Source organism: Arthrobacter sp. MYb227 (assembly GCF_002975435.1).
GTDB lineage: Bacteria > Actinomycetota > Actinomycetes > Actinomycetales > Micrococcaceae > Paeniglutamicibacter.
This window is the reverse complement of sequence record NZ_PCPT01000008.1, coordinates 1-25,812: the sequence shown is the minus strand read 5'-3', so window position 1 is coordinate 25,812 and position 25,812 is coordinate 1. Positions and strand designations below refer to the sequence as shown.

Here is a 25,812-nt window from a genome sequence, read left to right as displayed (position 1 = left end):
TGTTGATCAATCTCACACTCCGGTAAGCTGCGCCGCGAGCGCCAAAAGCTGAATTTCTGACCCCGCACGACCGATAATCTGCACACCCATCGATAGCCCGTCCTTGGTTCGGAGCGTTGGAACCGTAATGGCCGGAAGTCCCGAGACGTTCACCATGGAGGTAAACGGCGTGTACTGGCATTGGCGCATGTAATCGATGTCTGCATCTTGAGAAGTGTAGAAACCAATCTCCGGGGGAGTGTGAGCCATCGCGGGGGTCAAAACAACATCATAGCGACCCCACTGAGTACGGAAATCAGCTGCAATCTCGGTGAGTTTTGCTGCTGCCTCCAGGGAAACTTGGGCCGCACGAGTTGTAGCGCGTTCGCGGAATGAGCGAGCCAAGGTCCCAAGTTTCGTTTCGCTACCCGCCGGCAATGGCGCGGAGGCCAAGCCAGAGGTCCACACCGTGGAGAAGGCCTCTGGGTATTGAAGGTCGTAGAAAAATTCTGCCTCTTCGAGGTGATGCGATCGATCATTCAGCAGCTTGATAGCGTTTGAAAGCGCACTATGTGATTCGGGTGCCAGGACGATGGAATAGGCAGATTCAAAGGGGCTTGCCGTGCTGACGCCAATACGTAATCCACGCAATGAATCGATACCGCCGGAACGCAACGTCTCAAGGTATGTACTGCGGGTGGGATCCACCATGGCATCCATTAATAGTGCCGCATCCAGCGCATTATGAGCCAACGGGCCCGAGACGGTGAGGCGTGGAGCCCCAAATGAGTCAACCGTTCCGTCCAACACATCGCTTGGTACAGTGCCAAGACCCGGCTTTAGACCGATCAGCCCACAAGCAGATGCCGGAATGCGAACGGAACCACCCCCATCATTGCCCGGACCGAACGGCAACATGCCAGCGGCAATAGCGGCAGCTTCGCCGCCGCTTGAACCACCGGCAGACAACGCCGGATTTAGCGGGTTTCGGGCAGCTGGGGCAACATCATTTTCGGAATGGCAGCTCAAGCCAAACTCTGGGACTTGGGTTTTACCTAGCGAAATTGCACCCGCGCGCCTAATCGTGGAGACCAAGGGGTTATCGGTTGCGGCAATCATTGCTGGCAGGGCCGCCGTGCCATACGTTGTGGGAACCCCGGCAACGTCTAAGAGGTCTTTGAACGCTAGTGGCATTCCATGCAACGCCGGAAGCGGTGTTTGCGCTGCCGCGAATTTTTTATCCGCGTCGACTGCAGATTCTAAGGCGCTCTCGGCTGTGACAGTGATGAACGAACCTAGAACAGGATTAAGGGCTTCAATTTTATTGAGAAAATGCGAAGTAACCTCGTGTGCGGAGAGATTGCCGGAACTCAACGCGTCACGGAGTTCAAGCGCCGAGAGTCCAGAAATTTCACTCATGGTGGTTTCCTTAGTTATTTGCAGCATTTGGCCGGAGCCTCGGCGCGTTGAACGCACAAGGATCGTTTCTATTGACCCTAGTACGGGTGGTGTCCAGGGTCATCTCTTAGATCTTGGCGATTCACTTATCTTGTTGCGGGAAGCTGATATTTCTTAGTATCGACGCAAAAACCATGAGGCCAAGTCTCGGGGCGATAGTCTGGAATGCAGAAGAACCAAAGCTGCTTGAGCAAGGAGAACCATGAGCGATTTTGAAACAGTTTCAGTAGAACAGGTGCCCGCCGGAGCGCTCGTTCTTGATGTTCGTGAAGATTACGAATGGATTGAGGGGCATGTAACGGGTGCGGTGCATATTCCGTTGGCCGAATTGCCCATACGTTTCGAAGAACTTGATCCGGATGTAGACACCTACGTTATTTGCCGCACCGGCGGCCGCTCGGCACAAGCCGCGGCATGGCTGGTGGCTCAGGGATACAGCGCTTTCAATATTGCCGGTGGGTCAGGCGCATGGCTTGAAGCGAAGCTGCCGCTGAGCAGCGAAAATGATCAGGAGCCAAACGTTCGATGATTTACACCTATTTGGGCCCGGCCGGAACGTTCACCGAAGCCGCCCTGCTACAAGTACCAGACGCACGCGGTTCCGAACGTGTTCCCGCGGCAAACGTCAATGCAGCACTCGAAAAAGTTCGTCAGGGCACCGCTGATGCGGCAATGGTTCCCATCGAAAACTCGGTGGAAGGTGGTGTCTCAACAACTCTTGATGCAATTGCTAAAGGGGAGGCGCTACAGATCATTAGCGAAGCCCTGGTGACTATCACTTTTGTTCTTGCGGTACGCAACAACATTGATTCGCTCGACCAGATTCGTTCGGTAGCAACCCATGGGCATGCCTGGGCCCAGTGTCGAGGATGGGCCGAAGCGAATATTCCGCAAGCGGAATTTATACCTACTTCCTCGACTGCGGCAGGTGCCATGGGCTTGATTGATGGGGAATCTAGCCATGATGCGGCGATTTGTTCACCGCTGGTGGCTCAAGAGCAGGGTTTGAGGGTCCTGCGTGAAGAGATCGAAGACTACAAGGGTGCAGTGACCAGATTCATTTTGGTTACTCGACCGGGGCCAATTCCCGCACCCACGGGAATCGACAAGACCACTGTAATTTTGCCGTTGACCGAAGACCGCCCCGGTGCGTTGATGGAGATACTTGAACAGTTTGTGGTCCGTGGAGTGAACCTGAACCGGATTGAATCCCGGCCCACGGGTGAAGGCATGGGCCGTTACTTCTTCTCGGTGGACGTGGATGGGCATGTTGCGCAGGAACGCGTTGCCGACGCACTAACCGGTCTACACCGTGTGTGCCCCAACCTTCGGTTCCTCGGGTCTTACCCGGCCGCGGCGGGGCTCTCATCCGTAGTTGATGCTCATAACTCAGATGATGCCTTCGCCAAGGCACAAAGCTGGGTTGGCGGACTACGCAGCCGGCTGACCGCCTAACTCAAACGGATATTTAGTGAAGCGGGTTTCACGCTGACGTGAAGCCCGTTCACTAATCCCGTCCCATCCCCGTCAATTTGGGTGTTCATTGGCTCATGGCAGCGCAGTGAAAGTGACGCCGAAGGGTAAAAGCCCATCACCGGTATCGCGCCACGGGCACGGAATGCTGTTTTCAAGAAAATCCAGCCCCAACCAGCGGCGCTGCGTGGGCTAAGTACCACCATGTCCAAAACCCCGTCGTCAATACGGGCCTCGGGCACCAGCTCAAGGCCTTGCAACTTGCCACAATTGGCAAAAAGTACTGAGCGGACGCTACGGGTTTGCTCCGGGCCACCATCTAGGGCTACGGAAATCTTCTTGCGTTTACCCGGTAAATGCCTAAACCCGGCTTCCGAGTAGGCAAGCCAACCAACCTTGGCCTTGAGCTCTTCGTTGGTGTCATCCATGACATCGGCATCGGTACCTACACCGGCAATGACCAAGAAGGCGTGCTCGCTGTGTGTTCCATCCACATGATCTAAAGTGATTGAACCCGTATCAATGGTGCGGATAGGACCTCGCACGGCCCCAAATGCCGCCAAGTCAATATCATCGAGCGGTACTTCGACATTGCGAGCCAAAAGATTGCCGGTACCCAAGGGAATAAGTCCGAGGCTCGCCTCGGTATCGCGCAGGACTTCTGCAACTGCACGCACTGTTCCATCTCCACCAGCGGCAATTACTACGTCACATCCGGCTTTTAATGCCTTGCGGGTTGCGCCCTGTCCCGGATCGTTGATTTTGCTTTCAAAAATCAGTGGTGCCTCAAGGCCCGCCTCGGCGCATACGTGCTCAACAGCAGCAATCGCCTCAGTGGTACCTGACTTGGACGGATTCAGAACTAATGCGACTTTTTTTGCAGTAGTTGCGGCCCCCAAAGTGGGTGCTATTGCGTTGGGTCGGTTGCGGTCGGCGAACCGGCGAACCGAGAGCCAACTTAGCGTCGCTGCGGTTCCCGCGGCACCCGCGGTGGCTAGGGCAATTAGTCGATTCCGTTGCATAGTCTCCTCAGCGTAACCGGGATTGCTAGGCTTATGGTGTGATCGACGTAAAACTACTCAGTGAAAATCCAGATACCTTCCGCGCCTCGCAGCGCGCCCGCGGGGCGGATGAGTCCCTGATTGATGCGATTTTGGCCGCCGATTCGGCGCGCCGCGAGTCGATTGCATCCTTTGAGGAGCTGCGAGCCCGACAGAACGCCTTCAGCAAGAAGGTCGGCGCAGCCAAGGGCGAGGAAAAGCAGGCCCTGCTCGCCGAGGTCAAGGAACTCTCGCAGAACGTCAAGGCGGCCCAAGCGGCCTCCGATGTCGCTGCCGAGGCCTACACCAAGCTGCAGCGTTCCATCCCCAACCTGATCCTCGACGGGGTCCCCGCCGGCGGCGAGGACGACTTCACCGTCGTCAAGCACGTGGGCACCCCGCGAGACTTTGCCGCCGAGGGCTTTGAGCCGCGTGACCACCTGGAACTGGGCGAACTGCTCGGGGCCATCGACATGGAACGCGGAGCCAAGGTCTCCGGATCGCGCTTCTACTTCCTCAAGGGCATCGGTGCCCGGCTGGAAATCGCGCTGATGAACATGGCACTGGACCAGGCCGTGCAAAACGACTTCATCCCGATGATCACTCCGACGCTGGTGCGCCCCGAGACCATGCAGGGCACCGGCTTCGATGTTGAACACGACGATGAGATCTACAAGCTCGAGCGCGATGACCTGTACCTGGTGGGCACCTCTGAGGTGGCCTTGGCCGGCTACCACGCCAACGAGATCCTTGATTTGTCGGCAGGGCCCACTCGCTACGCCGGCTGGTCCTCCTGCTACCGCCGCGAGGCGGGTTCCGCGGGCAAGGATACTCGAGGCATCATCCGGGTGCACCAGTTCAACAAGCTGGAGATGTTCGTCTACTGCTCCCCGGAGGAATCCGAGGCCGAGCACGCCAAGCTCTTGGCCTGGGAAGAAGAAATGCTCGCCAAGGTCGAGCTTCCCTACCGCGTGATTGACACAGCGGCAGGAGACTTGGGCATGAGCGCAGCGCGCAAGTTCGACTGCGAGGCGTGGGTTCCGACCCAGGACGCATACCGCGAACTCACCTCTACCTCGAACTGCACCACCTTCCAGGCCCGTCGCCTGAACATCCGCGAACGCGAGATCGGCGCGGACGGCAAGCCGGGTAAGACTCGTTCCGTGGCAACGCTCAACGGCACACTGGCGACCACCCGCTGGATCGTGGCGATCCTTGAGCACCACCAGAACGCTGACGGTTCGGTCAACGTGCCGGTGGCGCTGCGCCCGTACCTGGGCGGCATGGAAGTTCTTCCAGTTCTCTAAAAAACGCATTAACTCTCTGGGGGCAGCGCACTGCTTTAAACGCAGGTGCGGTGCCCCCTAGGCATTTAATACCAAACGTTCACCGGGACTTCATGGGTGGGTGTGTGCTACCTCATGCCCAAATCTTTGCTTTGATGATTCACTGGTTCAATGACAGTTATGACAAGAACCGGCATCGAAGACCGGTCAGAAGCAACAAACAAGTACATGATCTGCCTCGATGTGGATGGCACCCTAGTGAATCACGACGGCGCCATGAGCCGCGCCGTGAAGGATACAGCCCGGGGAATCGTTGCCGCCGGACACGAGGTAGTCATTTCCACCGGTCGCTCGTTGGGTGCCACACTGCCAGTGATTCGCATGCTTGGCATCGAAAGCGGCTATGCGGTGTGCTGCAACGGCGGAGTCACGGTACGCCTAGACCTGAGCCTTGAGGATGGTTACGAGGTCATCGACCGTAAGACCTTTGACCCAGCTCCAGCCCTGCGCGCGCTCATCAAGGCCCTTCCGACGGCCAAATATGCATTGGAAGATGATGCCGGGCGTTTTCTTTCTACCGAACGATTCCAGGATGCAAGCTTTGGTGTTGTCGCAAAGCCGGTAACTTTCGATCAAATGCTCGAGGCGACCGCCGTGCGCCTTGTGGTGTTCTCCACCGATGCCACCGCCGATGATTTTGGGGAAGCAGTCAAGACCCTGGGTCTTTCAGGGGTCACCTATTCGGTGGGCTGGACCGCCTGGCTGGACATTGCTGCCGAAGGAATTACCAAGGCTAGCGGCCTTGAGATCTTGCGCGAAAAGCTTGGCTATGAAGTGAGTCAGACCATCGCCGTGGGCGATGGTCGGAATGACATTGAAATGCTTGCCTGGGCGGGCCGTGGGGTCGCCATGGGCCAAGCTCCCCATGAAGTCAAGGCCGTTGCCGATGAAATTACCGCCGGGGTTGACGATGACGGGCTGGCAAGCGTCTTGCGCTCGGTTCTTGACGAGCCGCAGTCCTCACCCAACTAACGACTCTCTCGCGAATTCCACTTCGCCCGCGCGGGTTATCCCTAGGGGGCGGGGCGGAGTTCTCGGGTTTAGCCCACAGTTCATTCCACCACTAATTAATCCAGTCAATAGCCTTAGTGGGTTGGATTGGTCCGCAATGGGAACCATCACAATCCGCGGCGTCAAAACTACTCACTTCCATGGCTATGCTTTAAACCATGAAACGCGCACTAGTTCTGACCCTATCCATGCTTGGTACGGGTCTTTTGCTCAGTGGATGTAGCTCCCCGGATATTATCTGCAACACCGGCAAGCCAAGCGCGCAAGAAGCAATGGATCATCTCGTCGAGGCAACCCTAAGCGGAGATCAAATAGAGGTTTGCCGCGTCACTACCACCGGCGGCACCGATACGGTTGGCGAACAATTTGGGCACCTTGCTCAAGAGTTCAAAGATCTCGGTGTTACCGCGGGATTCACCGCAACACCGATCCCGGATTCAACGCTTGGTGAATGGTCACAGCTCAAGCTTGCCACCCCGAGTCATCCCGAAGGCAAGGCCTTTGACGTGTTTCAACGTTCCGGAAATTACACCATCGGGTGGCTTGAATTTCCACAAGATCCACTTCCCACGCCCACTAAATAAGCAGTTATCACACGCCGAAGAGCCCAATAATCAGTGCCATAACCATGAATGTCACGAGTTCGTGGGCACAATTCAGCACTGTCAGCCCGACCGGGCGACCCTCAAATGCATCGTGAGTGATGAAACGAGCGGCGGTAAAGCCACCCCAAAGAATTAGCGCCGTCAGTAGGGCGTTGGCGAGGTAAGAGCCGCCATAAAATTCGAACGCCAAGAATGTTGCACCGGCCAAAACCCAGGCGCTGATGAAACTTACAACTAGGGTGACGAGAATGGGGGCCACGGCGCTCTTGGCCTCCCCGGGGAGCATCTTGGTCACGCGCATCCAGTAGTTTCCAAAGACCTTTGGGGTGTACCAAACGGAGCCAACCACCATTGTTGAAATGGTGGCAAGAATGAGAGCAAACCAGTTAATTTCCGGGACCATCGTAAGCTCCTGACACAGTAGACCCCGGGCGTTCCGGTATCTGTAGGAGAATCCTACGTCCAAGAAGCGTCAGGTCAACAGATCTAACGTCAAACAGTCGCCGGGGAACTGGAGGTAGCTAGATCCCAGGTATCGAGCCCGGGGCGTCGGCCCACTTCAGCAATCGTGCCGCGGCTGGCCTGGCGGCTAATTCCTCGACCCATGACGAACGTACAACGGCCCTAGACACCGCTTGAGAGCTGATGCCAAGCTCTGCGGCAACATATTTTTGCTGTCCGCGTACCCCGGGAGTGAGAAGATCCAACACGGCCCATTCGGCAACGCTACGCTTGGAAATAATCTGCCCCAAAAGGCGCAGGACCGCCTCCGCTTCGGCGGCAAGTTCGGTATTGATGCCAATCACTCTCACGGGAACACGATCACCGGTGTGTTCGGCTCGTTCGGTTGCCGTCAACGCGTAACCTAGCGCGGTGCCTTGCAGATACTGGGCATCGGCGGGGACCGGCTCATAAAGACTGCCTACTCCCACCCCGAGAACCCAGCCTGGGAACCGCAGGGCAGTGAGAACCGCATTGACGGTTTCCTCGGCAGTTTCTGGCGCGCCAATCAGGAGCGCTGAACCGGAAGGCTGAAAGGGGGTGAGTGCCGATATCTCGGAGAGTGAGTGAAGCAGTGCCTCACTAGTATCCCCGGCCTCACGGCGGTCACGTTGCTTTAAAGTAACTACGTACACACCACCAATTATGCACGTGTCTAAAAGCTAGGCGGTGGTATTCGCTTCGGCGGCTGGTGCGGTGTGCGAGTGCTTGGGAAGTTCAACAATGCAATAACGCAAGAAGAGTTGAGTCACCGGGCCAATAGCAAGTGCGTAGAGTACGGTGCCGAAGCCAACGATGCCGCCCAGCAACCAGCCGATACCTAAGACGAGAACTTCCACCCCGGTACGAGCCAGCCGAAGACTTATTCCTGTGCGCGCATGTAGCCCAGTCATCAGCCCATCGCGAGGTCCGGGACCCAGCTGGCTGCCGATGTAGAGCCCACCGCCAAGCCCGTTGATCACTAGGGCTCCCGTAAACATTGCTAGTTGAGCCACGATGCCTTCAGCCTGAGGAATGATTGCTAGTCCGATGTCTGCAGTGATACCGAGCCATAAGACATTGGCGATGGTGCCTAGTCCCGGCATTTGGCGTAGCGGAATCCACAGTAAGAGCACGATGAACCCGAAGATAATCACCACGGTTCCCAGACTTAGCCCGGTGCGTAGAGTGACTCCATAGTGCAGCACGTCCCACGGAGCGAGGCCCAGGCCCGCACGCACGAATCCTGCCATGGCAAACCCAAAGAGTGTCAGACCAACAAAGAGCTGGACCAGCCGGTAGGGAAGCCGGCCGGCCTTGAGCTGTTCAAGGGGCGTGAGCTGAACTAATTCGGGGATGGTGCGTTTTCTCATGTACTAAGCTTCTCGCAAAGTGGCCTTGAAAAAAAGTGCCAATCTAGGCAAAGTGGACTTATGAGTATGACTCAACGGCATTTACCCGCACACAGACTCAGCACCATGCTGGGAACTCGTGTGGACGAGCAGCCCGCCTACGCGTGGCTTTCCGATGGAATCAGACACCTTGTCACTAACGGCAGGCTGCTTCACGGAACCATGCTTCCCAGCGAACGGGAACTGGTCAACGCGCTGGGACTGAGCCGAACCACCATCACACGTGCTTACCAAGAGTTACGCGAGCGTGGCTTTGCCGAAGTGCGACGAGGCTCAGGAACCAGAATTCGGATTCCCGGTGGCAACGTCGGTGGTGGCGCCGAACCACTGATCCCCTCCTCCACCGAGGTGTTCCGCACCCCAGGAATAGACCTAACCTGTGGCGCACCACTGGCACCGGTAGGTGTGGCTCAATACTACGAACGCGCCTTGGATCAACTTCCTGGCTATATCGGAGGCATGGGCTACTACCCGTTGGGGTTACCCATCCTGCGCGAAACCATAGCTAACGATTACGCGATTCGCGGGCTGCCCACAGATCCGGAGCAGATCATTGTCACAGCCGGGGCTTTATCCGCAATTCCGAGCATTGCCCGAGCAATACTTCCACCCGGTGCTCACGTGCTTGTCGAAAGCCCCAGCTATCCCAACTCGGTTTCGTCCTTGCGCCAACACGGCAGCAGACTTTCGACAATCCCCATCTCTCCCGAAGGTAGCGACCTAGCGGGAATCGAAAACATGCTGGCCCGCGGAAACTTCCAGGTAATGCTCTGCCTTCCAGATTTTCACAACCCCACGGGAACCCTGCTAGACAATGAGGGCCGTGAACGCTGGGCCAATTCTCTGACGCGGCATGGTGTCGTCGGGCTCATTGATGAAACAAATGCCAAGCTCTGGCTGGATGAAAAACCCGAGACATTGCCCATGTCCGCATTTTCGCAGAACCTCATCACCATAGGTAGCGCAAGTAAGACCTATTGGGGAGGACTGCGGATGGGGTGGATTCGCGCACCGCATAAGCTCGTCGGCGCCATACATCAGGCCCGCTCCACTTTCGATTTAGGCACCCCGGTTCTTGAACAAATAGTCCTGACCCTGCTCATGAGCGAACGTGCGGGACTCGATGAGGGCACACGCACTACATTGCGGCAGAACCGAGATTGGGTTTTTGGCGAACTGCGCAGTGCCGTGCCCGAGTGGAAGATTCGTAAACCATCAGGTGGCATGTCCCTGTGGTGCAACCTACCGCTACCCCGGGCTACGGTGCTCAGCGAGCAGGCCAAAAAAAGTGGGTTGCTACTGACTCCAGGCTCGGTTTTTGCGGTAGAAGATCACGGCCTAGAGAACTGGTTACGTGTCCCTTACGCACTTGGCCGAAACGACTTAGAGCTAGCAATATCCAAACTCATCGAGTCATGGAAGGCTATTGCTTAACTACGTTTTGAGATGAGCAAAAAGAAAGGTGGGTGGGAGCACATGCTCCCACCCACCTTTGCAACGGTAGCTAACTACCTAAGACTTAGGCCTGAGCCTTGAAACGCTCGATCGAACGCTCGAGCTCGGCCTCGGCAGCTGCGCGGCCTTCCCAGCCCTCGGCCTTGACCCACTTGCCTGGCTCAAGGTCCTTGTAACGCAGGAAGAAGTGCTCGATTTCCTTGATCAGCCACTGGTCGAGGTCTTCAAATTCCTTGATGTGGTCAAAACGCTTGTCGGCCGGAACGCAGACTAGCTTGGCATCTCCGCCACCGTCGTCGGTCATGTTGAACACGGCGATCGGGCGGGACTCAACGACAACGCCCGGGAACAGGTCAACGCCGGGGATGAAGACTAGTGCGTCCAACGGATCGCCATCTTCGCCCAAGGTCTCGTCAAAGAAGCCGTAGTGGGTCGGGTACTGCATGGAGGTAAACAGCACGCGATCTAGACGCAGACGGTTGGTCTCGTGATCGATCTCGTACTTCACGCGGGATCCGGCAGGGATCTCGATGGTGACGTCGTGGCTCATAAAGAAGTCTCCTCGACTCTCGTGACCAGGGGCACGTGCGAACGCGGGCGCATCCGTTTGCCGTCTAGTCTTAGTGGGTGCTGCGCTTAAGGGTATATGGCACACACGGACTACGACGATTTGAGAGTAATTGAATGAAGCGCGCGCGCTCACGCTTTGCTAGCTGGATATTGATATTGGTGACAGGTCTAACCCTTGGCCTGGTTGCCTTATTTTTGATTCCCGTACTTGCCGGTACCGCGAGTCCCAAAAAAGTCATAGAACCACCGGTCCCAGCGGTGATTACCCAGGTAACCCCCACGGCACTTGCCCCGTTGGATCCCGCGGCTCCGCGGCCAGAGAACAGCACACTGAAGACCGGATTGGATGCTATTTTTTCCGCTGGTGTATCCGATGCCAAGGTATCTGCGAGCGTGATCGACATCGCAGCTAATGAAGAAATTTATTCGCGTTCGGGCAATGAACCAGGAATCCCGGCTTCAAGCCTAAAAATACTCACGGCTCTGACGGCAACAAATATTTTGGGTGAAGATCACCGTTTCACTACCAAGGTAATGCTCAAAGACTCAAGTACGTTGGTGCTTGTCGGTGGCGGGGACGTGTTGTTGGGTTCCGGTGCCGATGCAAAGGCCATTAGCGGTCGAGCCGGGCTCGGCACGCTTGCCGGCGAGGCTGTACAAGCAATTCTTGAAGCCCAAAGATCCGGGGAAATCGGCAAGAAATTGCACCTGGAAATTGATGATTCTCTCTTTACCTCTCCGGCGTTGAACCCCAACTGGGATCAATCACTAATGGACACCAATAATATTTCCGCCGTTGCACCGCTGGCGCTATATGGAGCGCGTGTAGATGCCGGGGCCAAGTCCCCTCGTTCCAAAGACCCCGCAATGGCCGCAGGATCTGCGTTTGCGTCCGCACTGCGAGCGGAGCTAGCAAAAACCGCTGGTGCCCCAACACTTGAACCACAGATCAGCCGGGCCAGCGCGGGAGAAGGCGTCACCGAACTAGCGAGCATTTCCTCGGCAACACTTGGCGAGCAAGTCACCTTCATGCTTGAAGACTCGGATAACTATGTTGCCGAAGCACTGGGCAGACTCAGCGCCATCGCCAAGGGAAAGCCCGGGGATTACCAGCACGGTGCCTCGGTAGTTGAGGAACACATTGCTGAGCTGGGGATTGCCCATGACGGACTCTCACTGGTTGATAATTCCGGGCTGGCTGCAGCAAATAAGGTCTCCGCGTTGACCCTTGCCTCGGCACTCAAATACGCTGCAACCTCACCAAATAACGCACCGCGCGATCTGAGCTACCAGCTTCCTGTTGCAGGTTCCACCGGAACACTTAGTACACGCATGATCACACCAAGCACCCGCGGCATAGTGCGTGCCAAAACCGGTTCACTTGTCAATATCTCCTCCCTTACCGGGCTGACCGTTACCAAGGATGGGCGCGTGCTCTCCTTTTCCTTCCTCGTAAACACCGAAGACGGGCAACTAGCACCGCACAAGGGAATGCTCGATGCGGCGGCTGCCTACCTCACTAATTGCGGCTGTCGTTGAAAATATTGGCAGCTGGTCGTCGCCAACAAATTTTGCTTGGCGCGCAATCCCACCCACACACCAAGAATCGTGATGGGATGGGAATTATGGACAACACCGATTTCCGGATGATCAATTGGGAACTTGCGGCCAACACCGCAGCAACATTGGTGAGCGCCGGCCCCACACTAAACGCAGCACAGATTGCAGCGGTAGTCGCCGATCTGCGTGTTAAGGCAGATGCAGCGGTAGAACACGTTCACCGAATCACCGGACTTCAGGCCGCGAAAGATCTACGCGATTCTCAGGTGTTGATTGTCGATAGGCCGGGCTGGGCCCGAGCCAACGTGCATAGCTTTGAAGCAATGCTGGACCCCGCCATGAAGTCACTTGCTGAAACCCGTGGGGCCAAGATCAGCGAAACCACCCAGGTGCTTTCCTCGATCGCCACGGGCGTTGAACTCGGAGCGATCCTTGCTTTTCTCTCCTCCAAAGTCCTTGGCCAATATGATCCCTTCGCCGGGCTGCTGCGTGAGGATCTTCCTTCCGGTGGACGCCTTGTCTTGGTGGCGCCAAATATTGTTTCGATCGAACGGGAACTGAAGGTCGACGTCGATGATTTCCGGCTCTGGGTTGCCTTACATGAACAAACGCACAGGGTTCAGTTCGCCGCGGCACCCTGGCTGCGCGAACACCTACGCGGCAAAATTTCGGAGCTTCTCGCGTCCCTGCTGGCCGAGCCCGAGGCCTTGGGTGAACGCCTCAAAGCGATTTCTGGGTCCTTAGGAAGCACCAAGAAGACAAAAAATGAGCCGCTCGATGAAAAGAAAACCTTGGGGTTGCTCTCTTCCTTACAGAGCAGTGAACAAAAAGAAATTCTCTCCCACATTACTGCGGTTATGTCCTTGCTTGAGGGACACGCAAATGTGGTGATGGATGCCGTGGATTCCAGCGTAATCCCTACGGTGAAGACTATCCGCCAGCGATTTGGTGGACGCGGTAAGAATCGTGGACCCGTTGAAAAGTGGATTCGTAACCTGCTGGGCATGGATGCAAAAATGCGCCAGTACGCCGATGGCCAACGGTTTGTGAATAAGGCTGTTGCCCTAGTGGGCATGGAAACTTTCAATAAAGTGTGGGAAAAGGCGGAAAACCTTCCCACCGAAACCGAACTCCATGACCCTCAACTGTGGGCTACCCGTATGCTTGCGGCAAGCGAAGCGTAGGCGAGCGAATCCGATGGGAGGAAAACTTCCACCGGTGGTGGCAGCTGCCCGAAAGGCACTAAGCACGGCCACTGAACCGGGTGAATTTGTGCTGGTTGCCTGTAGCGGTGGAGCCGACTCGCTGGCCCTTGCCGCGGCCGCGGCCTTCCTCAACAGGAAGAAAAGCCTGCGGGTTGGAGCGGTGATCATTGATCACCAAATGCAGCAAGACAGCCATGTTGTGGCGAACCGGGCTGCAGAACAATGCACGGATCTGGGACTTGAACCGGTGCTAGTGCTACAAGTTGAAGTAGCAAACGATTCCGAAGAATCCGCCCGCAACGCTCGCTATGCGGCTTTTGAGCAGGCACTCGTTATGAGTGGGGCTACCCGAATCTTGCTTGGTCACACACTCGATGATCAAGCCGAGCAGGTACTCCTGGGGCTTGCCCGCGGTTCCGGAACGCTCTCGTTGGCGGGCATGCCGGCGGTTCGAGGCCCGTATCTGCGCCCATTTTTGAGCCTAGACCGCACAGCAATTGAACAAATTTGTGTCCATGAGGCGATCGACTATTGGGTGGATCCAACAAACGCCGCACCAAAATATTTACGCAATAAGATCCGCAACCAACTCATGCCGGTGCTCAAAGACGTCCTGGGAACCACAATCCCTACCTCGTTGGCACGAACCGCGATTCTTGCCCGTCGGGATGCCGAATACCTCGATCAGCTAGCTGCCACGCAGCTGGCGTTGCTTGAAAAATTCACCGATCCCACCACCTTGGTGCTTTCGATTCCCGCGTTGCGCGAATTACCAGATGCTGTGCGAGGCCGAGTCTTACGCGCTGCAGTGAGCAAATTGGGTGCTCCTAGCCCAAATTTTGAGCGCCTCGAAGCACTCGAAACCTTACTTTTTGGTTCAAAATCTGCAGGACCCATCCAAATGGATGGAAATGTGCAAGTATTTCGCATCCCCAAAAACCGTTCAATACGCGGATCTGTTGCAATGCTAAAACTCACCAAAAATGCTTCAACTCGGGCCTAAACGGTGAGAATTCGCTCACACCCTAGGCCCTCAAGCCGCTAAGTAACGCCAAGAACCTGTCGCTAGGCTCCCCACTAAGCGCCGGACTGTGGCACTCTAGTTCTTGAGTAGAAACCCCCCTCAACCGGTCTTTGTCGACCCCAGAACCAGGAGCCCTCGTGGATTCGAACGATGTCAGTGCAGATCTGGCGCATGTCCTCTACACCAAGGAAGAAATCCAGGCCAAGATCGAAGAGCTCGCAGCTCAGATCGACGCCGACTACGAAGGCCGGGACATCCTGGTTGTAGGCGTCCTCAAGGGCGCAGTGATGGTCATGGCAGATTTGGTCCGTGCCCTGCACAGCCACGTCACCATGGACTGGATGGCGGTCTCCTCCTACGGATCGGGTACCCAATCCTCCGGTGTTGTGCGCATCCTCAAGGATCTGGACACCGACCTTTTGGGTAAGCACGTATTGATCGTTGAAGACATCATCGACTCGGGCCTGACCCTGTCCTGGCTGCTGGCAAACCTCGAATCCCGTGGCCCGGCCTCGGTGGAGATTTGCACCCTGCTGCGCAAGCCGGAAGCCGCAAAGGTAGAGATCGACGTGAAGTACGTCGGCATGGAAATCCCCAACGAATTCGTCGTAGGTTACGGCCTAGACTTCGATGAGAAGTACCGCAACCTAGACTTCATTGGCACCTTGGCACCACACGTTTACCAGTAAGAGCCGGTTCTGCTCGAAAGTTTAAAAGCAGGGGACCCGTGGTCTTTTTCGTCTGTTGACGGAATAACCACGGGTCTTCTTACGCCCAAAGGGGAACTTATCGGATGGCCCATCCGTAGAATCCCTATAGGGCGTTTACTTATTAACGTGTAGCAAGGTAGTGGCGTCGCCCAGGACGCCCGGACGAAGAAACGTCCGAAAGCAGGAGGGATGGGGCGGGACCCCCAATCAATGAACGCGAAAAAGATCTTTAACAGTTGGATCATTTGGGTGCTCTTAGGCGCCGCAGTGCTGCTGATATTCCTTCCGACACTTTTGGGTGGAAACAACGGTCGCATCGATACGAGCCTTGGCATGCAATTGCTCAAGGACGACAAAGTTTCCGAAGCCAAAATCTTCGACGGGGAACAGCGTGTTGACCTGACCCTGAAGAGCCCACTAACGATTGATGGCTCCGATAAGGGCAAGAACGTCTCGTTCTACTACTCCTACCCACGTGGCACTCAGGTAGTTGACGCGGTCAACGAGGCAAACCTTACCGGTTACACGGATCAGCCGGTGCAGAACAACTGGTTCCTCTCGATGCTCGGTGTTTTGATCCCGTTCATTCTGATTGCCGGCCTCTTCTGGTTCATCCTTGCCCGCTCCCAGGGTGGTGGCTCCAAGGTCATGCAGTTCGGTAAGTCCCGTGCCAAGCTGATCACCAAGGACATGCCGCAGGTAACCTTCACCGATGTTGCAGGCGCAGATGAAGCGGTTGAAGAACTCCACGAAATCAAGGAATTCTTGCGCGAACCGGGCAAATTTCAGGCTGTAGGCGCCAAGATCCCCAAGGGTGTGCTGCTCTACGGTCCTCCGGGTACCGGTAAGACCCTGTTGGCCAAGGCAGTCGCCGGTGAAGCCGGTGTCCCGTTCTACTCAATTTCCGGTTCAGACTTTGTCGAAATGTTCGTCGGCGTGGGTGCCTCCCGTGTCCGCGACCTGTTCGAACAAGCCAAGACCAACTCCCCGGCCATTATCTTTGTTGACGAAATCGACGCAGTGGGTCGTCACCGTGGAGCCGGCATTGGTGGCGGCAACGACGAACGCGAACAGACGCTTAACCAGCTGCTGGTCGAAATGGACGGCTTTGACGCCACCACCAACGTCATCTTGATCGCCGCAACCAACCGCCCGGACGTCCTTGACCCGGCACTGCTGCGCCCGGGACGTTTTGACCGCCAGATCCCTGTTGAAGCACCGGATATGATCGGCCGCGAACAGATCCTGCAGGTTCACGCCAAGGGCAAGCCCATGGCCACCAACGTTGATCTGAAGGCAGTTGCCAAGAAGACCCCCGGGTACACCGGCGCGGATCTTGCCAACGTCCTAAATGAGGCAGCGCTGCTCACCGCGCGCTCCAACGCGCAGCTGATCGATGACCGCGCTCTGGACGAAGCCATTGACCGCGTCATGGCCGGTCCACAGAAGCGCAGCCGTCTGATGAAGGAACACGAACGCAAGATCACCGCGTACCACGAGGGTGGACACGCCCTAGTGGCCGCGGCAATGCGCCAGACCGCACCGGTCACCAAGGTCACCATCCTGCCCCGCGGTCGCGCGCTGGGTTACACCATGGTGGTCCCGGACGACGACAAGTACTCGGTAACCCGCAACGAACTGCTCGATCAGATGGCCTACGCCATGGGTGGCCGCGTGGCCGAGGAAATCGTTTTCCACGACCCGTCCACCGGTGCCTCAAACGATATTGAAAAGGCGACCGCCACGGCTCGCGCCATGGTCACCGACTACGGCATGTCCGAACGCATTGGCGCGGTGAAGCTGGGTTCCTCTTCCGGAGATGCCATGTACGGCCAGGCGGCGAGCCGAGATTACTCGGATGCCATGGCCAACGTGGTTGATGAGGAAGTTCGTGCGCTGATCGATGCGGCACACGATGACGCTTATGCGGCACTGACCGAGAACCGTCACGTGCTTGACCGCTTGGCCTTAGCGCTGCTGGAACACGAGACGCTGAACCAGAAGGAAATCGAGGAACTCTTCCACGACCTAGTTAAGCGCCCCGAGCGTGAGGTCTGGTTGAGCAAGGATTCCCGTCCGGTTCACGCCAATGGTCCGGTACTCAGCCCCAAGGAAGTTGCCAGTCAGCAGGAGTCCGGCAGCACCGGCGAAACCGTCGGCGAATAGTGCCGCACGCCACTCAGGCTAAGATCGAAGGTGTGAACGAGATCGATCAGTTAGACGAAACCAACGCCGCAAGTACCGGTGCAGTTGATTTGCCGCGCATTGAAAATGCTGTGCGCGAAATCTTGCATGCAATTGGTGAGAACCCGGATCGTGACGGTCTACAGGACACCCCCAAGCGGGTGGCCAAGGCCTACGCCGAGTTCTTCGCCGGACTGCACGAGGATCCAGCAGATCACCTGAGCACCACGTTCGACATCGAACACGACGAGCTGGTATTGGTCAAGGACATCTCGTTCTACTCAACTTGCGAGCACCATCTGGTGCCGTTCCACGGCGCCGCGCACGTCGGATACATCCCCGGCCCTGATGGCAAGGTCACCGGGCTGAGCAAGCTGGCCCGCCTGGTCGAAGTTTTTGCCAAACGCCCGCAGGTCCAGGAACGCTTGACCACGCAGATTGTTGATGCGTTGGTTGAGCACCTGAACCCACGTGGAGCCATCGTCGTTGTTGAGTGCGAGCACATGTGCATGTCAATGCGCGGGGTTCGCAAACCCGGTGCCAAAACCGTAACCAGCGCCGTGCGCGGACAACTTCGCGAACCAGCAACCCGCGCAGAAGCCATGAGCCTAATCCTAGGAAAGTAGGAGACAACCATGTCACTTGGAGCGATCCCCGGAACCGGTCCGGCCACCAGCCCACTACCGGTCATCCGCAAAATTACAGCCCGTACCCTGGCAGATTTGCCCTCCGACCGCACCCTGGTCATGGGAATTTTGAATGTTACCGAAGACTCTTTCTCCGACGGTGGCAAATACGCAAAGCTTGACGATGCAATCTCCCACGGCCTGCGCATGCATTACGGTGGTGCGGACATCATCGACGTGGGTGGTGAATCCACCCGTCCTGGCGCTGCCCCGGTAGACGCCAAAGACGAACAAGCCCGCATCATCCCGGTGATCACCACGTTGGTTAAGGCAGGTGCCATCGTCTCGGTGGATACCATGCACACCTCCACGGCACGCGCGGCCTTGGCTGCCGGTGCCCACATCATCAACGATGTTTCAGGACTCACCCACGAGCCAGAGATGCCGGGGCTGATTGCCGAAACCGGTGCACCCTACGTGCTGATGCACCGCCGCGGGGATGCAACCTCAATGGTCACCGAGGCCAATTACACCGATGTGCTGCACGAAGTCATCGAAGAGCTCAGCGCCCTGCGTGACACATTTGTTGCTGCAGGCGTGAAGCCCGAACAATTAATCCTCGATCCGGGACTTGGCTTTGCCAAGAACGCCGAACACAACTGGGATTTGTTGCGTGGACTCGAACGTTTCAGCGCCATGGGACACCGCGTCCTCGTGGGCACCAGCCGCAAGCGTTTCCTCGGTTCCCTACTGGAAGCCGATGGCAAGCCAGCGACCCCCACCGCCCGTGATGCAGCAACAGTTGCCACAACGGCACTGGCCACCATCAACGGTGCCTGGGGCGTACGAGTTCACGATGTTTCAGCAAACCTTGACGCTGTGAAAGTTGCCCACGCATGGTCGGCAGCTCCCGTCCCGGCGCTCTAAGGAAGAAACGCGTATGCGCACCGACACCATCACCCTCAGTGGGATCACCGCCATCGGACACCACGGGGTGTTCGAGAGCGAAAAGCGTGACGGGCAACCGTTCACCCTAGACGTGGTGCTCCACACCGATATTCGTCCGGCGGCCGCAAGCGACAATGTTACCGACACCGCTCATTACGGCGAACTTGGTGAACTCGTGGTGCAGCAAATTCAGGCGGGTCCCTGGGACCTTATTGAAACTCTGGCAGAAAAAACTGCTGCAGCCGTGCTAGAAAAGTTTGCAGTCGTCTCCGGCGTAGAAGTAATAGTTCACAAGCCCAAGGCGCCCATCCCGGTTCCCTTTAGCGACGTCACAATCCATATTTATCGGGAACGGGCATGAACACGCCAATCTCCTGCATCCTCGCCCTAGGTTCTAACCTTGGTGAGCGCGCGGGAACTCTTGAAGCTGCGGTGAGTGAGCTTGAAGCAACCAACGGTATTACGGTGCTTGCCGTTTCACCGACCGCGGTGACCAAGCCGGTGGGCGGGCCGGCGGGGCAAGCAGATTTTTTGAATCTAGTGCTGCGCATCGAAACGAGCCTTGAACCGCTTGCGCTTCTTGCCGCCTGCCAAAACGTTGAAGAAACGCATTTGCGTACCCGTGAGGTGCGGTGGGGGCCACGCACCCTTGACATTGATGTGATTACCTACGGCGAGCTGCTCAGTACTGACCCGGTACTCACTTTGCCCCATCCGCGGGCGGCGATCCGTGGCTTTGTGTTACTTCCCTGGTCATGGATGGAACCTGTGGCCCAACTACGCGGTGAATCCGTTGCAACACTTGCCGCACGGGCAGTCGATACACCGGGTATTAGACGATTCGAAGGGGAAGCAGGGTCATGAATTCGCTGCGCCCACTGTGGGTAGCCACGGTCCTGGTGGTGGGAACCGTCGCCGGATATACGGTGCAATTCATCACCGCCTCAAGTGGATATGCGGTTCCCGTGCTGCACTGGAGTTCCCTATTGACCATGGGTGCCGCCACTGTGCTGACGTTGATCATGGGAATACGGGTCAAACGCTATACAAGTGGAAAAAGTAAGTCTCCGATTAGTCCCATTGCTGCTGCCCGTACGCTGGTGTTGGCCCAAGCAAGTGTGTATGCCGGAAGCACGATTGCCGGATGGCACATTGGCATCCTCATTGGTCTGCTGGGTGCCTCGGGTAGCGGAAGTGATGCCGTGAAATCATCCTTGCTGATGACCGGTGGTGCGCTGGTCATGGCTATCGTTGGTTGGGTTGTGGAACAGTTCTGCAAACTTCCTCCGGAGGAGCCCTCGAGCCCGGAAGGACGCGCCAAGGGCAAGGATGAGGAAGGCTATGCAGCAGGAACCAATTGACCCAGCCGGAATTACTTGGATGCGGGTATCCCCGCAATACGCAAAGGTTCGCATGGTTGGGTGGGGCATTTCGGCGCTTATTACCCTGGTGGTGCTCTCGGTTCCCTTGGTTTTGCAGCTCACCGGTGTCTGGCCCGGGTATCCCTTGTGGCTAGGTATCGGGTTACCCGCCATCGTCTTAATTGCCGAGCTCATCCGATTGGCAGTGATTCCGCGTCAGGTAGCAGCCATTGGTTACGCCGAACGAGACGATGACCTGTTGGTCCGTCACGGATTGATGTTCCAAAAAGTTTTGGTGGTTCCCTACGGCCGCATGCAATTTGTTGATGTTGCCGTGGGTCCCATCGACCGGATGCTGGGGCTGTGCAAGATCAAACTTCACACGGCAGCAGCGGATGCAACAGCAGAAATCCCCGGGCTGCCCTTGGCCGAGGGAACTCGACTGCGTGAACAATTAGCTGCCCGCGGTGAATCACGATTGGCCGGGCTGTAAACATGCCACACACGCAAGACGACACCAACACTCGGGAACCCTGGCATCGGGTACACCCTGTCTCTCCACTGGTCCGTGGCTGGATTGCCGTGGTGGCTATCGCCTTTGTTTACGGACAAAATACTCTCTCATCCTTCATCGAACCAGAGCTTTCCTCGCCTGAGGACGGCTTCATGATGGGAGAATCGCTGTTGATTCCCATCTTGATTGGTTCGGGGATCTTGATAGTGATCTTGTTGGGATTTTTGGGCTCCTGGTGGTTTACCAAATACCAAATTACCGATCGTCACGTGAACGTGAACTCCGGGATGGTTTTTCGCAAGCAACGTCAGGCACGCATTGATCGGGTGCAATCAATTGATATTGCCCAGCCACTTGTTGCCCGTATCTTTGGCCTAGCCGAACTGCGTTTTGATGTTGCGGACTCGGGATCTGCGGCGATGAGCCTTGCCTTCATTAAGCTCTCCGAAGCCCAAGAGTTGCGCAATACTATTCTTGCCCGAGCCGCCGGGCTCAAATCTTCAACTGGTCAACAGCACACCGAGGTTTCCACGCAGCTCACCACAGTGATGGACCCAGAGACAACGACGCACCTGCAGACTTCCTTGCCGCAACAGGTGCCTTCGCCGGCACCAACATCCGCCGGAGTACAGACACAGCAGGCCAGCGAACGCGTGGTTGCCATGGTCCCACTGGGCCGGCTTATCGGATCCTTGTTACTGCGCCCGGTGGCGATCTTTGGACTCGTTGCCATCATTGCCGTGGGCGTCGCGATGAGCATGGTTGAAGATTTCCGACCCCTTTTCCTACTTCCAGGACTTTTGGGTGTTGGAGGCCTGATGTGGAAACACATCAATACCGGCTACAACTTCAAGGCAGCCACCAGCGCCGATGGCCTACGTTTGAGCTACGGGCTACTTGATACCCGGCATCAGACGGTGCCACCGGGCCGCGTGCAGGCCATTGAAATTCATGGACCGCTATTTTGGCGTCGGGCCGGTTGGTACCGGGTTGCCGTCAACGTTGCAGGAATTGGTGGACCGGGGGCCGAAGATTCAGAGGAACGTTCGGTGCTGCTCCCGGTGGGAACCTATGAAGATGTTTTGGCGGTGCTCTCGGTGGTGCTTCCGGACCCGGGGGTTCAAGAGGCGAGAGACTTTTTCGCTGCTGCAATCAATGGAACCGGCCAAGATCACGGATTCACTACCTCGGACCCGCGCGTTCGGCCGCTCTCACCGTTGGCCTACCGTCGTCAAGGTTTTGCCGTAACCCATACAGCGTTGGTGGCACGCAACGGTGCCTTGCACCGCACCACGGTGATTGTTCCGCACGAACGCACCCAGGGTATTCGGTTGTCACAGGGACCATTGGCTCGCCGCTTTAACGTTGCAGAAGTCGGACTTGCAACTACTGCCGGACCGGTAACCCCTGTGGTCAAACAGTTAGATGTAGAAGAAGCCAGGGCATTATTTTTGTCCCAGTCCGATCGTGCGGCACTGGCCCGAAAGAAATTCGACACCAATCACTGGTTAGAGGAAAACCTTCATGATGAAGAGCGTTAAACCGGGTCGGCTAGGCATCGGGGTCATTGGCTCCGGCAAGGTCGGAGCGGTGCTGGGCTCCGCGTTGCGGGCAGCAGAACACCAAATAGTCGGTGTTCATGCTGTTTCCGAAGCCTCAAAAGAACGCGCAGAGATGCTACTTCCTGGGGTTCCGGTCTTAGAGATCCCCGAAATTTTGCGCCGAGCCGAACTTGTACTCCTTGCGGTTCCCGATGACGCACTTGCGGATCTTGTTGCTGGTCTTGCCGCAGCCGGTCACTGGCAGGCCGGCCAACTGGTGATTCATACCGCAGGACGCTATGGAACTAACGTCCTAGCTCCTGCCACACAGGCCGGTGCCATCGCGCTTGCCATTCATCCGGCTATGACGTTCACCGGCATGAGTATGGATCTTGAACGGCTCACCGATTGCGCCTTTGGGGTTACCGCATCAAATATGGTCCTGCCCATTGCACAGGCATTGGTTGTGGAAATGGGCGGAGAGCCCGTGGTGATCAGCGAGGAAAACCGACCCATCTATCACACGGCACTGGCGCACGCCTCAAACCATTTGGTGACTATTGCCGGGCAGTCGGCGGGCCTGCTGGCCTCCATCGGTATTGACCAGCCAGAACGAGTGCTCTCCTCCTTGATGCGAGCCTCCCTTGAAAACGCACTGGCTTCCGGCGAGGGAGCGCTGACCGGGCCGGTGGCTCGCGGGGATGTGCAAACCGTCCTTGAACATAAGCACGCACTGAATGCACAACATATTGCGCAGGACACCCGCGAAGGATACGTGGCAATGAGTCGGGCCACGGCGCTGCGGGCCAATGCGCGTGGACTGATCAACGACCGACAGCTGGCAGCTCTTCTTACAGCGCTTGATTCTGCAAGCTAAGAACCTCCCGTTTGTTTTCCCTCTGCGCGGGGAACAAACGGGAGCTAAACTGTCTTTCGTGAGCACCGACCTGCAAATGAATCAGAAGCAACCGCTGGTAGTTAATACAGCAGCCGAGCTTGCTGCGGCAATTGAAGTGCGCGTGATCGCTGCAATAACGGCAGACAGGCAGGTGTCAGTCGGACTGGTTCCCACTATGGGTGCCTTGCACTCGGGACACGAATCCTTGGTAGCCACGGCACGAGAACAAAATGATGTGCTGGTGGTCAGCATCTTCGTTAACGAACTGCAGTTCAATGACGCTGCCGATTATGCGCGCTACCCTCGCACGCTCGATGCCGATGTAGAAATTCTTGCCCGCGCCGGAGCAGATATTGTCTTTGCTCCATCGGCCACTGAGGTTTACCCCGATGGGCGACCACTGGTGAAGATTGATTCGGGGGCCTTGGGCTCCAAATTTGAGGGAGCATCACGCCCCGGACACTTCGATGGAATGTTAGCCGTTGTGGTGAAATTGCTGAATTTTGCCATGCCGCCGGCAAGCTGCCCGGTTGCTGTGAAGTATCGAGCATATTTTGGGCAGAAGGATGCCCAGCAGCTGGTGCTGATCAACAGGATGGTCAAGGACCTGAACATTCCTGTCGATGTCTGTTCTGTACCCATCATTCGCACGGAACAAGGCTTGGCGCTTTCGAGTCGTAACCAATTCTTGACCCCGGAACAAGCGGAGGCCGCTCTTGTGATCTACCGGGCCATGAACATTATTAGGGTGCGTGCGGAAAAGCATGAGCCACTATTCCTCGAGGACGTTGCCGAGATTTTTGCTCGCGAACCGCTGGTAGAACTCGACTACCTTGAAGTAGTCGACCCCAATACCCTTGCCGAGCTTGCCTTCAATTGTCGTGAAACACCATTTACCGGCCAAGGCCTCCTATTGGTTGCCGCCAAGGTCGGCGAAGTGCGACTCATTGACAATATGCCGTTGGGTTACCATCCGGCCGGAGCCTAGGGTAAGGGTTTATCCCCAACGCTGGGCCGCGCGGGTAAGTATGCTGCGGAATTCGGAGAGTTCTTCAACGATCTGTGCTGCGCTCATCCCGGCACTGGATAATCCGGCAGACTGTCCGGCGTAAACGGGGGCAGTTGCCACATCCGCTTCCATTCGAGCCCGAATAACCATCTCGGTAAGTTCCTCACCGCGCGCAACCTCGGTCCTGAGCTCGGCGATCTTCTGGACCCACTGATCACTAAATTCATTTCGAAGTGCACGGCCCCCATATTGGACAGGCCAGGCAATACGTTGGGCGACATCGAAGGCGCGCGTATATACGGTGTCATCGATACTTGCCGAACCGATAGCTTCCTTGATTTTTGTGTGGCTCAAAGACTCGGCTGCCGCAGCAAACCTTGTGCCGATCCATGCAGCGCTGGCCCCGGCACCCAATACCGCTGCAACTCCCTGGGCAGTGGCCAGACCTCCGGCAACAATCACCGGCTTTGACGTCCTTGAAAGCGCAAGCTGCAAGAGAGGAAGGGTGGAAACGTTGTTGCGTCCATGCCCACCACCTTCGCTACCCCGACAGATCACCACATCGATATCGGATTCAAGTGCGCGGGATAGTTCCGCGGCGTTTCCCACCTGCATACCTACTAAAGCGTTGGCTTGATGGGCAAGGCGTGCCGCAGGTCCCGGATCTCCGAAACTTACACAGATAAAGGAAGGAGCGTGTTCAAGGACGTTCTTCAACGGTTCCAACGACTCCTCTAATACCCAGGCCATGAGTCCTGCACCCCAGGGCTTCCCGGGAGCAGCGGCTAGTTCACTTTGAGCTTTGACCCACCCGGCATCATGACTCCCACCGATGCCCAGCATGCCAACGCCTCCTGCCTCTGATACCGCGGCGGCAAGTGCACCACCAGCGGCTCCTGCCATAGAGGCATTGAAGATTGGCTCGGTGTAGCCCAATACCTGCTGCAGATAGTCAGCTTGCGTAGAGACGGGCCCGGATGAGATTGAAGAATCAGACATATTCCGAGTCTATGACCGAAAGAGATTGTTGCTGTGATGGAGCACTCACGGGTTCTTGGGCTGCGTGAGTGCCTGTTTCAGGTGTTTATGGTGGTGTTTTCCTTGTGTTTTGGGGGTTTTTGGGGTGTTTGCGAGTGAAGTGCCCTTCGTTTGGACTTTTGGTCTGGTTCTGCGTATAGTTATATCTCGCGCCGGACACCGAAGCGTAGCCCGAGAGGGTGAAGCGCGGGTGAACGAAGCGAAGATTTCCCAAACATTTTCAGTATTTTTTGATGCTGGTGTGTTTGTGGGTGAAGTTGTAAGAGCTCCAGAGCGAAGCGCCGGGTTTCCGGGTCGTGGATGTTGGATGCGTCTGTTGTTTGAGAACTCAATAGTGTGCCAAGTTTGTTGATACCAATTTATTT

General features: G+C 56.7%; 27 protein-coding genes. 20 read left to right on the top strand and 7 right to left on the bottom strand.

Annotation, left to right across the window (positions count from 1 at the left end; translation table 11 throughout):
- Positions 1-12 precede the first annotated feature (12 nt).
- Positions 13-1,398, bottom strand: coding sequence for an amidase (locus CQ018_RS14585; protein WP_105550754.1), 1,386 nt, complete (start codon positions 1,396-1,398; stop codon positions 13-15).
- Between the two features lie 241 nt (positions 1,399-1,639).
- Between CQ018_RS14585 and CQ018_RS14580 the strand changes: the two genes are divergently transcribed.
- The gene (locus CQ018_RS14580) at positions 1,640-1,966 is read left to right on the top strand and encodes a rhodanese-like domain-containing protein (RefSeq protein WP_105550753.1); all 327 of its coding nucleotides are present in this window, start codon (positions 1,640-1,642) and stop codon (positions 1,964-1,966) included.
- Positions 1,963-2,892 (top strand): prephenate dehydratase, encoded by a 930-nt coding sequence (gene pheA, locus CQ018_RS14575; protein WP_105550752.1) that lies wholly within the window; start codon positions 1,963-1,965, stop codon positions 2,890-2,892. Before CQ018_RS14580 ends, pheA begins: the two co-directional genes overlap by 4 nt.
- Here the strand turns inward: pheA and CQ018_RS14570 are convergent.
- Positions 2,889-3,932 carry a diacylglycerol kinase family protein gene (locus CQ018_RS14570; protein WP_105550751.1) on the bottom strand — a complete coding sequence of 348 codons (1,044 nt, stop codon included), beginning with the start codon at positions 3,930-3,932 and terminating at the stop codon, positions 2,889-2,891. The genes pheA and CQ018_RS14570 overlap by 4 nt on opposite strands.
- A gap of 38 nt (positions 3,933-3,970) precedes the next feature.
- Here CQ018_RS14570 and serS point away from each other — a divergent pair, with 38 nt between their 5' ends.
- The 3 genes from serS to CQ018_RS14555 all read left to right on the top strand — a co-directional run bounded on the left by serS (position 3,971) and on the right by CQ018_RS14555 (position 6,891).
- A complete protein-coding gene (gene serS / locus CQ018_RS14565; protein WP_105550750.1) occupies positions 3,971-5,257 on the top strand; it encodes a serine--tRNA ligase in 1,287 nt (428 codons plus the stop codon).
- 150 nt (positions 5,258-5,407) lie between these two features.
- Positions 5,408-6,268, top strand: coding sequence for an HAD family hydrolase (locus tag CQ018_RS14560; protein WP_105550749.1), 861 nt, complete (start codon positions 5,408-5,410; stop codon positions 6,266-6,268).
- A gap of 197 nt (positions 6,269-6,465) precedes the next feature.
- Positions 6,466-6,891: a hypothetical protein gene (locus CQ018_RS14555; protein WP_105550748.1), complete on the top strand. Its 426-nt coding sequence runs from the start codon at positions 6,466-6,468 to the stop codon at positions 6,889-6,891.
- 7 nt (positions 6,892-6,898) lie between these two features.
- On the opposite strand, the gene CQ018_RS14550 is transcribed toward CQ018_RS14555, so the two are convergent.
- The 3 genes from CQ018_RS14550 to CQ018_RS14540 form a co-directional block, all read right to left on the bottom strand.
- Positions 6,899-7,315: a DUF1761 domain-containing protein gene (locus tag CQ018_RS14550; protein ID WP_105550747.1), complete on the bottom strand. Its 417-nt coding sequence runs from the start codon at positions 7,313-7,315 to the stop codon at positions 6,899-6,901.
- A gap of 118 nt (positions 7,316-7,433) precedes the next feature.
- A complete protein-coding gene (locus tag CQ018_RS14545; protein ID WP_105550746.1) occupies positions 7,434-8,048 on the bottom strand; it encodes a hypothetical protein in 615 nt (204 codons plus the stop codon).
- A gap of 27 nt (positions 8,049-8,075) precedes the next feature.
- A complete protein-coding gene (locus tag CQ018_RS14540; RefSeq protein ID WP_105550745.1) occupies positions 8,076-8,765 on the bottom strand; it encodes a YitT family protein in 690 nt (229 codons plus the stop codon).
- Positions 8,766-8,870: 105 nt separating this feature from the next.
- On the opposite strand from CQ018_RS14540, the gene CQ018_RS14535 reads away from it, so the two are divergent.
- On the top strand, positions 8,871-10,238 hold the full coding sequence (locus tag CQ018_RS14535; RefSeq protein WP_219844065.1) for a PLP-dependent aminotransferase family protein: 1,368 nt from the start codon (positions 8,871-8,873) through the stop codon (positions 10,236-10,238).
- Positions 10,239-10,323: 85 nt separating this feature from the next.
- On the opposite strand, the gene CQ018_RS14530 is transcribed toward CQ018_RS14535, so the two are convergent.
- Positions 10,324-10,809 (bottom strand): inorganic diphosphatase, encoded by a 486-nt coding sequence (locus CQ018_RS14530; protein WP_105550743.1) that lies wholly within the window; start codon positions 10,807-10,809, stop codon positions 10,324-10,326.
- A gap of 134 nt (positions 10,810-10,943) precedes the next feature.
- Between CQ018_RS14530 and dacB the strand changes: the two genes are divergently transcribed.
- The 14 genes from dacB (at position 10,944) to panC (ending at position 24,388) form a co-directional block, all read left to right on the top strand.
- Complete coding sequence (gene dacB, locus CQ018_RS14525) at positions 10,944-12,368, top strand: D-alanyl-D-alanine carboxypeptidase/D-alanyl-D-alanine-endopeptidase (protein ID WP_105550742.1); 1,425 nt, start codon at positions 10,944-10,946, stop codon at positions 12,366-12,368.
- An 86-nt stretch (positions 12,369-12,454) separates the two neighbouring features.
- The gene (locus CQ018_RS14520; protein WP_105550868.1) at positions 12,455-13,573 is read left to right on the top strand and encodes a zinc-dependent metalloprotease; all 1,119 of its coding nucleotides are present in this window, start codon (positions 12,455-12,457) and stop codon (positions 13,571-13,573) included.
- A 13-nt stretch (positions 13,574-13,586) separates the two neighbouring features.
- A complete protein-coding gene (gene tilS, locus CQ018_RS14515) occupies positions 13,587-14,597 on the top strand; it encodes a tRNA lysidine(34) synthetase TilS (protein WP_181149913.1) in 1,011 nt (336 codons plus the stop codon).
- A 158-nt stretch (positions 14,598-14,755) separates the two neighbouring features.
- A complete protein-coding gene (hpt, locus tag CQ018_RS14510; protein ID WP_105550740.1) occupies positions 14,756-15,307 on the top strand; it encodes a hypoxanthine phosphoribosyltransferase in 552 nt (183 codons plus the stop codon).
- Positions 15,308-15,538: 231 nt separating this feature from the next.
- Positions 15,539-17,494, top strand: coding sequence for an ATP-dependent zinc metalloprotease FtsH (gene ftsH / locus CQ018_RS14505; RefSeq protein ID WP_105550739.1), 1,956 nt, complete (start codon positions 15,539-15,541; stop codon positions 17,492-17,494).
- A gap of 32 nt (positions 17,495-17,526) precedes the next feature.
- The gene (gene folE, locus CQ018_RS14500; RefSeq protein WP_181149912.1) at positions 17,527-18,138 is read left to right on the top strand and encodes a GTP cyclohydrolase I FolE; all 612 of its coding nucleotides are present in this window, start codon (positions 17,527-17,529) and stop codon (positions 18,136-18,138) included.
- 9 nt (positions 18,139-18,147) lie between these two features.
- Positions 18,148-19,065 (top strand): dihydropteroate synthase, encoded by a 918-nt coding sequence (gene folP, locus CQ018_RS14495; RefSeq protein ID WP_105550737.1) that lies wholly within the window; start codon positions 18,148-18,150, stop codon positions 19,063-19,065.
- A gap of 13 nt (positions 19,066-19,078) precedes the next feature.
- A complete protein-coding gene (gene folB / locus CQ018_RS14490) occupies positions 19,079-19,447 on the top strand; it encodes a dihydroneopterin aldolase (RefSeq protein WP_105550736.1) in 369 nt (122 codons plus the stop codon).
- Positions 19,444-19,950, top strand: coding sequence for a 2-amino-4-hydroxy-6-hydroxymethyldihydropteridine diphosphokinase (gene folK, locus CQ018_RS14485; protein ID WP_105550735.1), 507 nt, complete (start codon positions 19,444-19,446; stop codon positions 19,948-19,950). Before folB ends, folK begins: the two co-directional genes overlap by 4 nt.
- Positions 19,947-20,447 carry a DUF3180 domain-containing protein gene (locus CQ018_RS14480; protein WP_105550734.1) on the top strand — a complete coding sequence of 167 codons (501 nt, stop codon included), beginning with the start codon at positions 19,947-19,949 and terminating at the stop codon, positions 20,445-20,447. The genes folK and CQ018_RS14480 overlap by 4 nt, the downstream gene beginning before the upstream one ends.
- Positions 20,428-20,940: a PH domain-containing protein gene (locus CQ018_RS14475; RefSeq protein ID WP_105550733.1), complete on the top strand. Its 513-nt coding sequence runs from the start codon at positions 20,428-20,430 to the stop codon at positions 20,938-20,940. Before CQ018_RS14480 ends, CQ018_RS14475 begins: the two co-directional genes overlap by 20 nt.
- Before the next feature lie 2 nt (positions 20,941-20,942).
- Positions 20,943-22,502, top strand: a complete 1,560-nt coding sequence (locus CQ018_RS14470) for a PH domain-containing protein (RefSeq protein ID WP_105550732.1) — start codon at positions 20,943-20,945, stop codon at positions 22,500-22,502.
- Positions 22,486-23,379, top strand: a complete 894-nt coding sequence (locus CQ018_RS14465) for a Rossmann-like and DUF2520 domain-containing protein (protein ID WP_105550731.1) — start codon at positions 22,486-22,488, stop codon at positions 23,377-23,379. Before CQ018_RS14470 ends, CQ018_RS14465 begins: the two co-directional genes overlap by 17 nt.
- A 76-nt stretch (positions 23,380-23,455) precedes the next feature.
- Positions 23,456-24,388: a pantoate--beta-alanine ligase gene (gene panC / locus CQ018_RS14460; protein WP_105550867.1), complete on the top strand. Its 933-nt coding sequence runs from the start codon at positions 23,456-23,458 to the stop codon at positions 24,386-24,388.
- Positions 24,389-24,397: 9 nt separating this feature from the next.
- Here panC and CQ018_RS14455 read toward each other — a convergent pair whose 3' ends face one another.
- Positions 24,398-25,408: a nitronate monooxygenase family protein gene (locus CQ018_RS14455; RefSeq protein WP_105550730.1), complete on the bottom strand. Its 1,011-nt coding sequence runs from the start codon at positions 25,406-25,408 to the stop codon at positions 24,398-24,400.
- Positions 25,409-25,812 lie beyond the last annotated feature (404 nt).

Excerpts from the sequence above, each read along its gene's own strand:
- tilS (WP_181149913.1), top strand. The coding sequence starts at position 13,587 with ATGGGAGGAAAACTTCCACCGGTGGTGGCAGCTGCCCGAAAGGCACTA.
- CQ018_RS14465 (WP_105550731.1), top strand. The coding sequence starts at position 22,486 with ATGATGAAGAGCGTTAAACCGGGTCGGCTAGGCATCGGGGTCATTGGC.
- CQ018_RS14455 (WP_105550730.1), bottom strand. The coding sequence starts at position 25,408 with ATGTCTGATTCTTCAATCTCATCCGGGCCCGTCTCTACGCAAGCTGAC.
- folK (WP_105550735.1), top strand. The coding sequence starts at position 19,444 with ATGAACACGCCAATCTCCTGCATCCTCGCCCTAGGTTCTAACCTTGGT.
- CQ018_RS14555 (WP_105550748.1), top strand. The coding sequence starts at position 6,466 with ATGAAACGCGCACTAGTTCTGACCCTATCCATGCTTGGTACGGGTCTT.
- CQ018_RS14570 (WP_105550751.1), bottom strand. The coding sequence starts at position 3,932 with ATGCAACGGAATCGACTAATTGCCCTAGCCACCGCGGGTGCCGCGGGA.
- folB (WP_105550736.1), top strand. The coding sequence starts at position 19,079 with ATGCGCACCGACACCATCACCCTCAGTGGGATCACCGCCATCGGACAC.
- CQ018_RS14535 (WP_219844065.1), top strand. The coding sequence starts at position 8,871 with ATGCTGGGAACTCGTGTGGACGAGCAGCCCGCCTACGCGTGGCTTTCC.
- pheA (WP_105550752.1), top strand. The coding sequence starts at position 1,963 with ATGATTTACACCTATTTGGGCCCGGCCGGAACGTTCACCGAAGCCGCC.
- CQ018_RS14520 (WP_105550868.1), top strand. The coding sequence starts at position 12,455 with ATGGACAACACCGATTTCCGGATGATCAATTGGGAACTTGCGGCCAAC.
- CQ018_RS14540 (WP_105550745.1), bottom strand. The coding sequence starts at position 8,765 with ATGAGAAAACGCACCATCCCCGAATTAGTTCAGCTCACGCCCCTTGAA.
- folP (WP_105550737.1), top strand. The coding sequence starts at position 18,148 with ATGTCACTTGGAGCGATCCCCGGAACCGGTCCGGCCACCAGCCCACTA.
- CQ018_RS14580 (WP_105550753.1), top strand. The coding sequence starts at position 1,640 with ATGAGCGATTTTGAAACAGTTTCAGTAGAACAGGTGCCCGCCGGAGCG.
- CQ018_RS14480 (WP_105550734.1), top strand. The coding sequence starts at position 19,947 with ATGAATTCGCTGCGCCCACTGTGGGTAGCCACGGTCCTGGTGGTGGGA.
- CQ018_RS14585 (WP_105550754.1), bottom strand. The coding sequence starts at position 1,398 with ATGAGTGAAATTTCTGGACTCTCGGCGCTTGAACTCCGTGACGCGTTG.
- ftsH (WP_105550739.1), top strand. The coding sequence starts at position 15,539 with ATGAACGCGAAAAAGATCTTTAACAGTTGGATCATTTGGGTGCTCTTA.
- CQ018_RS14470 (WP_105550732.1), top strand. The coding sequence starts at position 20,943 with ATGCCACACACGCAAGACGACACCAACACTCGGGAACCCTGGCATCGG.
- CQ018_RS14560 (WP_105550749.1), top strand. The coding sequence starts at position 5,408 with ATGACAGTTATGACAAGAACCGGCATCGAAGACCGGTCAGAAGCAACA.
- CQ018_RS14550 (WP_105550747.1), bottom strand. The coding sequence starts at position 7,315 with ATGGTCCCGGAAATTAACTGGTTTGCTCTCATTCTTGCCACCATTTCA.
- panC (WP_105550867.1), top strand. The coding sequence starts at position 23,456 with ATGAATCAGAAGCAACCGCTGGTAGTTAATACAGCAGCCGAGCTTGCT.
- dacB (WP_105550742.1), top strand. The coding sequence starts at position 10,944 with ATGAAGCGCGCGCGCTCACGCTTTGCTAGCTGGATATTGATATTGGTG.
- CQ018_RS14475 (WP_105550733.1), top strand. The coding sequence starts at position 20,428 with ATGCAGCAGGAACCAATTGACCCAGCCGGAATTACTTGGATGCGGGTA.
- CQ018_RS14530 (WP_105550743.1), bottom strand. The coding sequence starts at position 10,809 with ATGAGCCACGACGTCACCATCGAGATCCCTGCCGGATCCCGCGTGAAG.